This is a genomic window from Psychrobacter sp. H7-1, from assembly GCF_904846585.1.
GTDB lineage: Bacteria > Pseudomonadota > Gammaproteobacteria > Pseudomonadales > Moraxellaceae > Psychrobacter > Psychrobacter raelei.
Genome location: NZ_CAJHBH010000004.1, coordinates 120,686 through 134,678 on the forward strand (window position 1 = coordinate 120,686; position 13,993 = coordinate 134,678).

Here is a 13,993-nt window from a genome sequence, read left to right on the forward strand (position 1 = left end):
GGCTATCGTGAATAAAGATACGACCCTATAAAACAACTGAGGTCTAAAGCAACCATCATGCCGTCAACGCCTACCAAACTCTTATCCTCACCGCCAGCCATTTTAGCCACAGGCTTTTTATTACTCATTACGCTTGGCACTTGTTTATTAAAGCTCCCTGCTGCGACCATTAACTCAGTGTCTTGGCTACAGGCAGCCTTCACTGCCACCTCTGCGGTGACTGTAACCGGACTCTCCATCGTAGATACGGCCAATTACACCCATTTAGGACAGGTGGTTATCGCCATACTCATTCAGCTTGGGGGGCTTGGGTTCATGACTTTCGCGGTATTTGCTTTTTTAAGCTTACAGCGCCGGCTAAACCTAGTCGGACAAAAAATCGCCCGTGAAGCATTTGCTGAGACCAGTTTTGGTAATATCACCACCACTGCCAAATCCGTTATTACCATTGCGTTGTCGGTAGAGCTGTTAGGTTTTATTGCCCTAAGCATCGCCTTTGTCCAAGAAATGCCGTTATCTGATGCGTTATATCACGGGTTTTTTTATACCGTCTCAGCGTTTAATAATGCAGGCTTTGCACTTACTAGTGATAACCTAACGGGCTATGTGGACAACAAATCCATTAATTTTATTATCACCAGTTTAATCATTATCGGTGGTCTGGGCTTTATTGTTATTAAAGACTTGATAGACCACCGCAGCTGGCACAAGATCAGCGTCAATACCAAGGTGGTGGTTGGCACAACTATTGGGCTAAACCTTGTCGCCTTTGTGCTATTTTGGCTACTGGAACACAATAATCCGAATACCTTTGGCCACTTAAGCCTTAGTGATCAACTGACCGCAGCTTGGTTCCAAGCCATTACCCCAAGAACGGCTGGATTTAACACCATACCGATTGATCAGCTGACCGATGCCAGTACACTACTGACCATGTTTTTGATGTTTATTGGCGGCGGCTCTCTCTCTACCGCCAGTGGTATTAAGATTGGTACCTTTGTTATTTTAATCTTAACCACGTGGGCATTTTTGCGTCAACGTGATCATGTGATTATCTTTAAGCGCCGTATTCCCGATCGTCTGGTGCGCAAATCACTGGCTTTGATTAGCATTACTATGATGCTAATATTTATGAGTGTGTTTATCTTGTCTGTGGTGGAAGCGGAGCACTCTTTAGAAGATGTCTTATTTGAAGTGGTCTCAGCACTAAGTACCGTGGGACTGACCCGAGGACTAACCACACAATTGAGTCATACCGGTGAGGTGGTGATTATGTTTATGATGTTCGCAGGCCGCGTAGGTCCGCTAACCTTAGCTTATCTTATTGCCATGCCAAAAAGCTCGCGGATACATTATCCTGAAACCAACGTCTTGGTGGGTTAACCTCAAGCGTTGGGACTATCACAAGGAGCGTTATGAAAATATTATCAGCGTTAGCTACCTTATTGCTTATTACTGGCCTAAGTGCTTGTAATGCACCCGAGCATGACCCCAATATTTTGTACAGTGACGAGCACAAAGATCCTATAAAACAGCTTGAGATAGATAAAGTTCCTGCTGGTAATATGCCTTACCAAAAGCTGTTTTATGTGCCGGTATACTCCAATATCTATGTGGATGAGGACAATCCTAAAGTAATGCTTTCAGCCACTTTAAGCATCCGTAATACCAGCTTAAGCCATAAGATTTATATCACCAAAATTGATTACTACAATACCAAAGGCGACTATGTCCGCCCTTATCTCACCAAGTCCATAGAGCTGCCGCCCATGGGCACACTCAACTATATCGTTGAAAAGCTTGATGACACCGGTGGTGATGGGGCCAACTTCGTGGTGGCTGTTGAAAGTAGTGAGAAAAAAACCAAACCTTTGGTTGAGACCATTATGATCGGCACCTTTAGCAATAAAGGGTTCTCCTTCACCGGCCAGGCCACTACCATTGAAGACTCTGGCGGTAAAAACTACTTCGGCACTAAATAACAACATCAGCATCAGTTAGCATCAGACAGCCCCAATCCTAATATTGGGGCTGTCTTGTTTGTTAGGCTTAACTTGCCTACCCTTTTGCAAAGTCTTCATAGCAAAGTCATCAGAAAATGCTTGCCAGTGGTACAATAACGGTTTTTATGACTTGATATATTACTATGATAAAAATAAAGTATGGGTTAGGTTCGGCGTGGATGATTGTGGCGGCCTTCTTATTTGCCTTAATGAGTATTTTGGTAAAAAATGCAGGCACAAAGCTGGGTATGCATCTTTATGAGTTGGCCTTTTGGCGATCGCTTTTACCGGCGCTGATGATTTTTTGTGGCACCCTAGTACGTGGGCAAACCCTAAAAACCCCTTTTTTTGTGGGGCATATCAAGCGTAGCGTCGCCGGTACAACCGCTTTATTATTATCTTTTTATGGGTTAAGTCAGCTGCCTTTAGCGACCTCGGTTACTCTAAACTATACCTCAGTGGTATTCATCGCTATTTTATCTATTGTCTGGCTAAAAGAGACGCCATCGATAAAGACATGGACGGCGCTATTGATGGGCTTAGGCGGTATTTGCTTAATGTTGCAACCTGCATTTGAGTCGGACCGATTAATTGAAACCCTAATCACTCTAAGTGGTGGCATTTTTACCGCTTTTGCTCTATTACAAGTGCGGGCATTGTCTTTTATGGGCGAGCCGGCTTGGCGTATTGTGTTTTATTTCTCGGCAGTCGCAGCGGCAATTTCGGCAGTATTGGCAACTTGGATAGGATGGCACAGCCTAACTGTAGAGAGCTTACCTTATATTCTGGGTATTGGCGGTGCAGGATTATTGGCACAGCTGGCAATGACTCATGCCTATCATGTTGGCCAAAAATTTACGGTGGCGGCGTTGTCTTATCTGACCGTGGTATTTGCAGCCATTTATGGGGTGGTTTTTGCCGGTGAAACCATTGGTCTATTAGAGATCTTAGGTATTGTGGCGGTAATCTTAGCAGGGGTGGTGAGTAGCTTGCCCGAAAAAACCGCACAGTAATTCTGTACCAATATTAAGCGCTTATACTGGTTACTTATATTAGCCACTTATATTAGTCACTTACTTTGCATGTTTTTTCGGTAAGGATAGACGACGGGCAGCCCTTGAGAGCTGGTTAGAATCTCGATATCTACTTGATATACTTGGCGTAAAATGTGCGGTTGTAGCACATCTTGAGGTGCGCCTTGAGCCTGAATATGACCCTCAGATAACAGCAACAATTCATCAGAGAATTGAGCGGCAAGGCTTAAATCATGTAATACCATCAAGCAAATAAGCTGATTTTGCTGAGTATAGTGACTCACCTTATGTAATAGATTGATTTGATGCGCCATGTCTAGTGCTGAAACAGGCTCATCAAGCAACAAGATTTGGGGACAACTTAATAAGGCTTGAGCAAACATGGCAAGCTGACGCTGTCCCCCGCTTAGCGCACGGATCGGCCGATGTGCCAGCTCGGCGATATTCAACTGTGCCATGAGCTCAATGGCCTCTTGCATCAGCTCATCACTAATATGTCGGCCCAGTGCATCCATACGCCCCAATAGCACTACCTCAAGCGTGTTAAGCTCCGCATCGGTATGGCTGTCTTGGGGCATATAAGCAATAGGCTTTCGCCAAGACATCAGGTTGGCTTTACTTTGTGTGGTTCTGTGATAACGAATGTTACCTGAAAACGCTAACTCACCAAAGATTGCCTTTAATAAGCTTGATTTGCCTGCACCATTTGCTCCGAGCAGCGTGTATATTTTGCCCGGATGGAACTGGGCATTGATAGATTGGGCCACGGTAAGTGCGCCACGCTTCACGGTTAACTGTTCAAGTTCAAGCATGATGATATCTTTATAAAGTTAATGGCAAAAAATCAGGTAAACAAGTGACGTAGCCAATTGACCAGCTTATCCCACCATGACAGGGTCTGAGGCGCTGCCTCTGTTGGCGCCGCTTGTTCTACAGCAGATGCCTTGTCTTTACAAAGGCTTGCACCGCAGCCTAGCTGAATAAAAAACGTACCGCTGGGTTTAACGGGCAGGTATTTTTCATGGAACTCTGTATAGGTTTTTTCAGGATCAACATCTTTAAAGGCTTCAGGGTACAAGGTTTTTGCCATAAACTGAGCCGATGCCAAGTCAGACAACGAGCGAGAAGCGGTATGATAGATACCATACACACGGTTGTTCTTCACCGCAGGCAGATTCTCCCAACCATTTCGGGTGGTAAACCCTTTTAACCGGCGCTGAGCCTCATCAGCACTAATATCAATACCCATTGCCATAGCATCAGTCTGCTTCATACCCACTTCGGTACCTGAGATAATAATCACGTCCGGCTTACTCACTAAGAGCTGCTCGGGGTTAATGGGTCCCCAATTCTCAACAAAAGGCTTACTGATGTTTTCACCGCCTACCGTATCGGCAATAGCGCCCCACATATTTTTGCCAAAGGTAAAGCTATGCTCTTGTGGGCCTTTATCGCCAAATTCAATATAGATTTTTGGCTTGGCAGTCCCTGCCGCTTTAACCCGTTTTTGGATATCAGCAATGCCATCGGCATACTCTTGTGCCGCTTGATTGGCGCGCTGCTCTGTCCCTGCAATTTGTCCAAAAATCTTGGTACTGTTGGTGTGATTAGCGACACTTTGATCATTATAGTCCACCACTACCACAGGAATGTTTGCGGCCTCAAAACGTGGTATTTCAGCCTTTAGCGTATCGTATTGCCACTTTGCTAATACCACCACATCCGGCTTCATGGCCAGAGTTTTTTCGAGTGAGAATGTGCCTCTATCAATATTGCCAATATCACCAATGTTTTTTAGATTGGGCAGTTGTTGACTGTATAGCGCCCAGCTTCCTGGGTTAAAGCTCTCCCAAAACTCTCGAGAAATACCCACCACGTGTCCAAAATTTTCGGCACCTGTTGCTGCAATATAATCTGGATAATAAAACCCTAGCACGACCCTTTTGGCTGGCACGTCAACTTTGACATCACGCCCTAACACATCATGAATGGTCTTAACTTCAGCTTGTGAGTTCATCGTTGCCATTAATACTGCTGCTGCCAATGTGGCACGAATAGCTTGTCTCATCGTTTACTCCAAATAATCCAAAATAAAAAAGGCACGCCCACAAAAGAGGTCACAATACCCACAGGGAATAATGCCCCAGGAATAATGACTTTAGACAACACCGATGAAAATGATAAAAAAGCGGCGCCCGCCAGCATGGTCGCGGGTAAAAAATAGCGTTGATCCTCACCAACCAAGAGACGGGCCACATGCGGGGCAACCAAGCCAATAAACCCAATAACCCCGACAAAACTAATCGCCGTTGCGGTCATCATAGCCACCAAAATAAGGGTTCTGATCCGCAGCCTTGTTAAGTTGACACCAAGTGCCGCTGCTCTTTCTTCGCCCAGACGTAGCGCGGTTAATTGCCAACCATCTCGCATAAGTAAGGTAATACACACCGTACTGACCACAGCAACCACGGCAAGGTTGGTCCAGGTGGCTTTGTTGAGGTTACCAAAGAGCCAAAATAGAATTTGTTGGGAGACTTCAGGGGATGCGATAAATTGCACCAAGGATAATAGCGATTGAAAAATAAACAAAAGTGCAATACCCACCAAAATCAAAGTAGCGGCGGCAAATTGCTTTAAAGAGGCGAATAAGAACAGTACTGCTGAGGCCAGCATGGTCATGGCGAATGCCCCGATCGGTACCGCATATTGCAAAGGCAACCCAAAGCCGCCAAAGGCAATCACCAATGACGCGCCAAACCCTGCGGCGGCGGCCAACCCCAATGTATAAGGGCTGGCCATCGGGTTATTTAATAAGGTTTGCATTTCAGCGCCGCCCGCCCCAAGTGAGGCACCAACCAATAATGCCATCAAAGCAATGGGCAGACGCAAATCATAGATAATGGTATGCGTGGTATCCTCGACACCGCTTAAGCGTAATAAAGCCTCAATCACATCCCTTACAGGCAGCATCGAAGGACCGGTCATCACATCCAAAACCAGTCCCACAAGACACGCTATCGCAAACACCAACAATACCATACGGCGCTTGTTCTCTATTCGTCGTTGCTCACGAATGATGTGTTTGCTCATTATTTGGGTCATTTAATAATCCACAGGGTTAGAGCAGTATGAAACAACCCTAGTTATTCACTTGATAATTGGACTGAGGATTATAATAGTAATGAGAAGGGTTCGCAATTAAAATATTGCAAGCTTAGAAAGCAGGTCACCGGCGGTAACCTGCTTATTATGATGTTATTTAGCGATGAGCTGTCGTAAGCCTCATCAGGATGTCAGTACTGACGAGAGTGTTAGTATTGTTAGCACTGGTATTGCAAACTGCCGCCCTAGGGTGACAAGTCTTGCCAACTCTAATAGACAGCGCCTGTATTGGCATCGACCATAATCTCTAGCAAATAACTACCCGCTGCTTGCATGGTATCAGCGAACACTTTATCAAGCACAGAATAGTCTGTTACTTTTTGCGCTTGGCATCCCATACTTTGTGCCAGCTGAACAAAATTAATATTAGGTAGGTCTAAGCCTGGTACTTGCGTGCTACCCATAATTTTACTAAACGAGCGCATCGCCCCATAGCCTGTATTATTCAACACAATGACCGTAACCGGTAAGTTATGCTGTACGGCGGTCCAGATGGCTTGGATAGAATACATGGAGGAGCCATCACCAATGAGACATAGGGTGCGACGCTGGGTGCCCAAAGCAACCCCAACGGCAGCCGGTAACCCATAACCCAGTCCCCCGCTTGCCATCGTATAAAAACTCTTAGGCTGAGTAATGGGCAAATAACGCTGAATCGCAGGACGGTGTGAGGGAGCCTCTTCAACGATAACGACATCTTCTGGGCAATATTTCGCCAATGTCGCCATCACATACTCAATGCTAATTGGATTGCTGCCCTGAACCTCAGCGGCAGGCTTACGAACCGGCAAATCAAGCCCTGAGCGAGGTGTCATACTCGTGGGCAATTTGTCTAATAGCGCTTGTAGGCTATCGCGTATATTGCCTGATAAGGTTTTTGTTGCCAATGATTGAGCCGCATACTGTGGATCATCGGTAAGCTGATAAATCTTGCTCTTTTTGAGCGAGAGTGTCCCTGCAACATGTAAAGTAAAAGCAGGTGCCCCTATCACCACAATCGTATCATAGCCAAGTAGCTTTTCGCTCAGCTTCTCAGGAATTGCAGGTAAGAATCCGGCAAATAAAGGATGGTTTTCAGGAAAACTTGCTCGACTGGAGTTTGGCGCTTCCCACACAGGAGCTTGACACGCTTCTGCGACAGCAACCGCCAACTCAAAACCCCCTTGGCGATCAACATCTGAGCCAACAACCAGTGCCATATTCTGACTGGTTGACATAACCTCTACCAGCTCAGCCAACGCATCTGGGCTTGGAATACTATGGCCACAAGACTGTGATAGCAGTGGCAATACCGCAGGCTTGTCCCAATCATCGGACGGAATCGACACAAATGTCGGGCCCTGTGGGTGCTGCATGGCTATTAAATATGCCTGAGCAATAGCTAGCGGCACATCTTCCGCGCGGGCAGGCTCAATACTCCATTTAATATAAGGCTGTGGAAACTGTGCAGCTTGCTCAGCGCCCAAATACGGAGCAAAGGGTAATAAACTACGGGCTTGCTGCCCTGCTGTAATGACTAACGGGGTGTGGTTGCGGTAGGCGGTAAAAATATTGCCTAACGCATTGCCCACACCTGCAGCCGAATGTAGATTAACAAAAGCGGCATTACCTGTAGCCTGAGCATAACCATCTGCCATACCGACCACTGAAGCTTCATGCAAGCCTAATACATAAGAGAAGTCTTCAGGAAAGTTGGTCAGAAAATTCAGTTCAGTGGACCCAGGATTACCAAAAACGGTGGTCATGTTAAGCGTGCGCATTAACTCAAACACCACCTGCTGCACGGTCTGCGATACCACAGACTCCGCTGTGGTATCTAACATAGACGTCTTTGTTGATAAGGGGGTTATTGAATCGTGTTGCATTATCATTTCCTTATGTAACAACGCGAAGAAGTAGCTAAATACTAATCGGCTGACGTACCTGCGACACCAGGCTGCATGACGATGTGCTTGTATTCGATAAAGTCTTCAATACTTGCCATACCGCGCAAACGACCACTGCCACTTTGTTTGTAGCCGCCCTCCTCAAACTCATCTCGCATCACTACCCAATCATTAATCCAGATAGTGCCAGCTTCAATAGCACGGGCAATGCGTAACGGTCTGTCCACATCTCTTGTCCAGATGCTCGCTGCCAGTCCATATTGTGTGCCATTCGCCAGCTCAATCGCTTCGGCCTCAGTGTCAAATACCTGTAGCGTCAAGACCGGACCAAATACCTCTGATTGCACAATATCTGCTTGATTATCATCGACTTCTAATAAGCAAGGTTGATAAAACGCCCCCTTGGCAAGCTCACCGTCGGTAAATTTCCCGCCTCGTAATAAGACTTTAGCACCTTTAGCGATGGCATCTTCAACCATACCATCAACCCGATTGACACTGTTCATGTCTATCAGTGCGCCCATATCGCTTTCAGGGTCAAGGGCATTACCGACTTTGACGTTGGCTAAGCGCTCGACAAGCTTTTGACGTACTTGCTCAGCGACATCGCTTTGCACCAAGATACGGCTGCCTGTCATACAAAACTGTCCTGCAAATACGGTCAGGGCTTTTTCGGCCTTGGGAATCAACGCATCAATGTCAGCATCGTTGAAAACAATCAGTGGTGTTTTGCCACCTAACTCTAGACCAAAGCGTTTTAATTGCTTCGCGCCCTCTTCTTGTAATGCACGACCCGTATTGGTACTGCCAGTAAAGCTAATGGTTGGCACATGAGGGTGAGTAACGATGGTTTCTAGCAGTTCTCTCTCGCCAGTGACCATATTAATCACACCTTTTGGCAAGGACTTAATGCTTGCTAAGATGTCAGCTATTGTGGCATTGGTTAATGCTGTTTGACCCGGCATTTTAAGCACGGTGGTACAGCCTGCTGCTAATGCAGGTGCCAATGAGCGAATCAACAGGGCTACTGGAGAGTTCCAAGGTACGCTAATGCCAGCTACGCCCACAGGCTCTTTTAAAACGACTGAGAACTTGCCTGCTGACCATTCGGCGGCGCGGCCATAAGTAGTATAAATAGTTGATGCAGCAAAGTTTAGGTTGGGTTTAACCAGACTGATCTCAAAATTGGCCTCGCCCAAAATCTTACCATTTTCAGTGGCAAGGATTGTGGCAAGCTCATCTTGCCGGGCATCAAATGCTTGTACCATTTCTTGTAGTACGTTAAATCTTAATTCACGATTGGTGCGCCAATCAGTGTTAGTAAATGTGTCATGAGCAGCTTTAATTGCCATCTCTGCTTCAGTTTCGCCACCTTCAACATAGCTGCCAATCACCTCCCCGGTACTTGGGTTGATGCTTTCTTTCTTAATACCGCTATCTACCCATTCGCCATTTATCCAGTGACGCGCATGTTGTATTGTTTTATTAGTTGATGTCATGTTGGCAATTCCTTGTTAGATTATTGTTCGTTAATACCCTATGGTCTTAGCTTTTTATTTAAACGTAACTGAGATCGTATCTGAAATTAAGTTACTAAAGCTCAGACTTACTACCAGGGTGTCTTGCTTGCATTATCATCATTATAACTACCACAATTGAAGGCACTGCTGCAAATAAAAACAGTGTACTTAATGTTAAAGATTTTGAGAGCAAGCCGCCAATAACCGGGCCTATCATCGATCCAATTCTACCAATTCCCAAGCTCCAGCCAACACCTGTTGTACGTAGCAAGGTAGGATAGCGTTCAGCAGACAACGCATTAAGTGTAGGTTGTCCACCGACAACCGTGAACCCTGCAATAAACACCACAATAAATAGCACTACAATACTGCCTGCACTAAAGCCAATCATTGCAACACTAAGAGCAGCCACTATAAAGATGGGAATTAATACTTTATAAAAGCCCAGCTTATTGATGCGTGTCCCCATCAATAAACTACCCACTGTACCGCCAAATTGTAACGTTGAGCCTATCATTAACGCTTGAGTGGTGGTAAGTCCTGCCTCCATACCCAGTGTCGGTAGCCAACTTGATAAAAAGTACAAGCTCATCAAGTTCATCATACTGGCAATCCAGATAGTGATGGTAAAAAAGCTGCGATTTTCTTTAAATAATTCTATTGGTGAGGCTTTAACCGTTTCATTCTTAGGTAATATGATAGTGGTGTCATTAGATATAGTAGCACTGGGATAAAAGCGCTGTAATATTGACTTTATCTTGCTCTCATTATTGGGCTTTGAGGCCAAGAATTGTAACGACTCGGGCAAGGCCATAAACATGATCACAAACAAAATTAAGGGGACGATACCACCAAAATAAAAGATTGCTTGCCACCCATAAGCCTTTAACCACGTTGCCACAAAACCACCTAGCATTGCGCCAATGGTAAAGCCTGATGAGATCATAATCATTGTAAACACACGGTATTTGCTTGGCACAATCTCAGCACAATATGCCATAGCATTGGGCATAATACCGCCCAAAAAAATACCCGTCACAAAACGCAAAATCGCCAATTGCTCTAGGTTATGAGCCATTGGCGTGACTAACATAAATATCGAAAACAGTAAGGTTGAGATTAGCAAAATGATACGACGCCCAAAGCGATCTGACAAATTACTAATCAATAATGAACCAAAGAACAAACCAACCAAGCTTGAGCTGAACACCGCACCCAGCATGGTTTTGTCAATTTGCCAATCACTAATAATTAGAGGGGCGGCATAAGCCATCGCTTGTATATCATAACCGTCCAAAATCATTAGAGCCATACATAGGGCTATAATAGACTTTTGACGATTGCCAAGCGCTCGACTATCAATAAAATCCTTTAATACGATTGATTTCATGTAACATCCTTGTTTAACACCTACTTTAAAATACTTTTCAAAGCACTCATCTACTATCAACGAGCAACATCAATAAACCTATAGATAGTGAGTTAGAAATCTTAATCACCTTTTTAAATGTTTAAAAATCAAACCTCACTATCTATGTTTATCCATCACTTTTCTCACAGTGATTTAAATGAATCACATGATCATCGTTGAACAAGGGAATGGCTTATGGAATAAAAAATGGTTCGTCTATACCACAGTGACTTCAATTTTGCCCAGTCCTTCAACCTCAGCAACCATGGTATCGCCTTTGACCACTGCCCCCACCCCTTCAGGTGTACCAGTAAAAATTAAATCGCCAGCTCGTAACTCAAAAAGTTTAGACAGCTCAGCAATAGTCTCAGACACATCCCAGATCAAGTGGTTGACATCGCTGTGCTGTTTAGTCTCACCATTAACGGTCAATTTAATATCAGCTTGGTTGATTTCACCAACATCACTTAGCGGATAAATCTCACCAATTGGCGCAGAGTAATCAAATGCCTTACCGATTTCCCAAGGACGGCCCATTTCACGCATTTTCATCTGTAAATCACGACGTGTCATGTCAAGGCCAACTGCGTAGCCATAGATATGGTCTTTAGCACTCTCAACACTAATATTTTTACCTTGTTTTCCGATAGCCACTACCAGTTCAACTTCATAATGGTAGTTTTGGGTCTGATCCGGATAAGGTAGCTGATAATTTTCACCTGCTTTTATTGGCAGAATTGATTCAGCATCATTAGGCTTACAAAAGAAAAATGGTGGTTCGCGGTTAGGGTCAAAGCCCATCTCTTTGGCGTGGGCGGCATAATTGCGTCCTACACAATAAATACGGCGAACAGGAAAGGTATCTTGACTGCCATGAATGGGTAACTCAACGGCATTCATAGGGGCGACAACTTGGCTCATGGTAACTCCTTATTTTTAATCATTTAATTAGTGATGCTTTATACCTTAGCAGGGGCATCAGGTTGCTTAAACGGGGCAGCATCAATAAACGCTGGTAACTGCATACAATTGGCTTCTACTTCACGAATTAAGGGGTATGGGGTCAAATCCACCTCAAAGCGTTTTGCAGATTCAATTTGTGGAATTAAATAGGCATCAGCGATGGTCGGTGTGTCACCAAAACAAAAACCTTGACGGTTCTTATCTTCGCTAAGTATTTGCTCTAGGGCAGTAAAACCATCGTTAATCCACTGCTTACACCACGTTAATACCGCTTCTTCATCTTGGTGCAATTCATTGCGAAGGTATTGCAAAATACGACGGTTGTTGATGGGATGGATATCGCAGCCTACCATTGCTGCTAACGCACGTACGTGAGCACGCTCAAAAGGATCTTTGGGTAGTAATGCAGGATCAGGATACTGCTCTTCAAGCCATTCAATGATGGCAGGGCTTTGAAATAATAACGTATCGTCTGTTTGGAGAACTGGCACAAGCCCTTGAGGATTTAATGCTTTAAATGCAGGTTGTAAGTGCTCTTCTTTAGCAAGACTTACCGCCACATAATCATAATCCAGCCCTTTTAAGTTCAATACAATACGAGTACGGTGCGATGTACCACTTCTAAAAAAATTGTAGAGCTTCATGGCTATTCCTTAATTTACCGGTACGACCTTCATTGATTTGAAAAAATTCAATAAAACGACATTCATCTATTCACCCTTTATAATAGGGCGTAAAATAGCCCCCTAGTTAACAAACGTGAGCTTTTGATATCAGCGTTTTATTTTTAATGTGTTGGTCAATATGTGTTGGTCAAACGACGACTAACCCCGTTCACGCTCTGAATACACCCCAATTTTTTGCTGGAATGGGGCTTCATCTGCCACAAAGACGTAGCAAGGCTTGTCGCTTAAGTTCGTTAAGTCGACCTCGGCAAAACAAGGGGCTACACTGGTGTCAGAGCGTGTCATGGTAAAGTCTTGTACGTCATTTGCATTATTGATGGTCATTTTCATATCACCATCGATGACATGAAACGCCATGGCACACGAGCGCTTGACAAGCTTAACCGTTTCATTGGGGCGTAGCATGATACAGCTAAAGCCGATAATCTGCTCAGCAGGTTGACCATTTTCAGGGTTGGTATACGCTACTTGTACGATTTCAGCGTCTGGCTCATTCTCAGCTATCGTGTGCAGCGCATGTTTAACATCACGCCAGCGATAACGTAAGATGGGATATGCCGCATCATTACGGACAAAGTTTTTGACAGGTACGATCCCATTGACATAGGGAGAGTTGATGGAGGTGGACTCGACTTGTTGGCGACCGATAGGCTCTACATAGGTAGCTTCGCTATAATAAACCAGCGGCAAATCTAAAATATCTAACCAAATGACAGGCTCATCGCCATCGTGACCATGTTCATGCCAAGTACCAGAGGGGGTTAAAATCAAGTCACCATGTTCCATGGGGCATTTTATCCCATCAATGGTGGTGTACGCCCCATCCCCTTCAACAATTAAGCGTACGGCATTGGGGGTGTGACGATGAGAAGGCGCCCATTCACCTGGCAGTAGTAACTGCATGCCCAGATAAATCACCGGACTTGCTGACATATTGTCAAGTCCAAGCCCAGGGTTAGCCAGTACCAATACTCGACGCTCCGCTTTTTCAACCGGTGTTAACTCACCAGACTTTAAAAGTGGTCCACGAATATCTTTATACGCCCAAAGCGTGGGCTTGGTACGAGGTTTAGGACTCAGAGGAGGAAGAACATCACGTAGGCTTGGCCAAAGTGGAACCAAATTTTTACTGTTAATGTCTGTGACATAATCGGCTGGCAAATCTGCCAAGGTGGCTAACTCTTCCATGAGGGAGACTCCATAAAAATAGTGATTGACTATTTTTATACTGTATCACCCACTATCTGTTTCATCTATGCAATCAAAATAATTCACTCTATTAAAAATATTAATAACCTTGCTACAATACATCTTATCAAGCATCCGCT

12 protein-coding genes are annotated in these 13,993 nt (G+C 44.8%); 3 read left to right on the forward strand and 9 right to left on the reverse strand.

Features of this window, described 5'->3' with window-relative positions:
• Positions 1–57: 57 nt before the first annotated feature.
• The 3 genes from JMX92_RS02790 to JMX92_RS02800 all read left to right on the forward strand — a co-directional run bounded on the left by JMX92_RS02790 (position 58) and on the right by JMX92_RS02800 (position 3,016).
• The gene (locus JMX92_RS02790; RefSeq protein WP_201543791.1) at positions 58–1,383 is read left to right on the forward strand and encodes a TrkH family potassium uptake protein; all 1,326 of its coding nucleotides are present in this window, start codon (positions 58–60) and stop codon (positions 1,381–1,383) included.
• A gap of 32 nt (positions 1,384–1,415) precedes the next feature.
• On the forward strand, positions 1,416–1,982 hold the full coding sequence (locus JMX92_RS02795) for a DUF3124 domain-containing protein (RefSeq protein ID WP_011960023.1): 567 nt from the start codon (positions 1,416–1,418) through the stop codon (positions 1,980–1,982).
• Positions 1,983–2,146: 164 nt separating this feature from the next.
• Positions 2,147–3,016: a DMT family transporter gene (locus JMX92_RS02800; RefSeq protein ID WP_041773289.1), complete on the forward strand. Its 870-nt coding sequence runs from the start codon at positions 2,147–2,149 to the stop codon at positions 3,014–3,016.
• A 56-nt stretch (positions 3,017–3,072) separates the two neighbouring features.
• On the opposite strand, the gene JMX92_RS02805 is transcribed toward JMX92_RS02800, so the two are convergent.
• From JMX92_RS02805 to JMX92_RS02845, 9 genes are all read right to left on the reverse strand, one after another.
• Complete coding sequence (locus JMX92_RS02805) at positions 3,073–3,849, reverse strand: ABC transporter ATP-binding protein (RefSeq protein WP_201543793.1); 777 nt, start codon at positions 3,847–3,849, stop codon at positions 3,073–3,075.
• 32 nt (positions 3,850–3,881) lie between these two features.
• Positions 3,882–5,105: an ABC transporter substrate-binding protein gene (locus tag JMX92_RS02810; protein WP_201543795.1), complete on the reverse strand. Its 1,224-nt coding sequence runs from the start codon at positions 5,103–5,105 to the stop codon at positions 3,882–3,884.
• Complete coding sequence (locus JMX92_RS02815) at positions 5,102–6,139, reverse strand: FecCD family ABC transporter permease (RefSeq protein WP_011960019.1); 1,038 nt, start codon at positions 6,137–6,139, stop codon at positions 5,102–5,104. The genes JMX92_RS02810 and JMX92_RS02815 overlap by 4 nt, the downstream gene beginning before the upstream one ends.
• Positions 6,140–6,408: 269 nt before the next feature.
• A complete protein-coding gene (gene mdlC / locus JMX92_RS02820; RefSeq protein WP_201543797.1) occupies positions 6,409–8,064 on the reverse strand; it encodes a benzoylformate decarboxylase in 1,656 nt (551 codons plus the stop codon).
• A 41-nt stretch (positions 8,065–8,105) separates the two neighbouring features.
• Complete coding sequence (locus tag JMX92_RS02825; protein WP_201543798.1) at positions 8,106–9,584, reverse strand: aldehyde dehydrogenase family protein; 1,479 nt, start codon at positions 9,582–9,584, stop codon at positions 8,106–8,108.
• 94 nt (positions 9,585–9,678) lie between these two features.
• Positions 9,679–10,995: an MFS transporter gene (locus tag JMX92_RS02830; protein ID WP_201543799.1), complete on the reverse strand. Its 1,317-nt coding sequence runs from the start codon at positions 10,993–10,995 to the stop codon at positions 9,679–9,681.
• Positions 10,996–11,232: 237 nt separating this feature from the next.
• Positions 11,233–11,937: a fumarylacetoacetate hydrolase family protein gene (locus JMX92_RS02835; RefSeq protein ID WP_011960015.1), complete on the reverse strand. Its 705-nt coding sequence runs from the start codon at positions 11,935–11,937 to the stop codon at positions 11,233–11,235.
• Between the two features lie 38 nt (positions 11,938–11,975).
• Positions 11,976–12,623: a maleylacetoacetate isomerase gene (gene maiA, locus JMX92_RS02840; RefSeq protein WP_201543800.1), complete on the reverse strand. Its 648-nt coding sequence runs from the start codon at positions 12,621–12,623 to the stop codon at positions 11,976–11,978.
• Positions 12,624–12,803: 180 nt separating this feature from the next.
• The gene (locus JMX92_RS02845) at positions 12,804–13,853 is read right to left on the reverse strand and encodes a cupin domain-containing protein (RefSeq protein ID WP_201543801.1); all 1,050 of its coding nucleotides are present in this window, start codon (positions 13,851–13,853) and stop codon (positions 12,804–12,806) included.
• Positions 13,854–13,993: the final 140 nt, after the last annotated feature.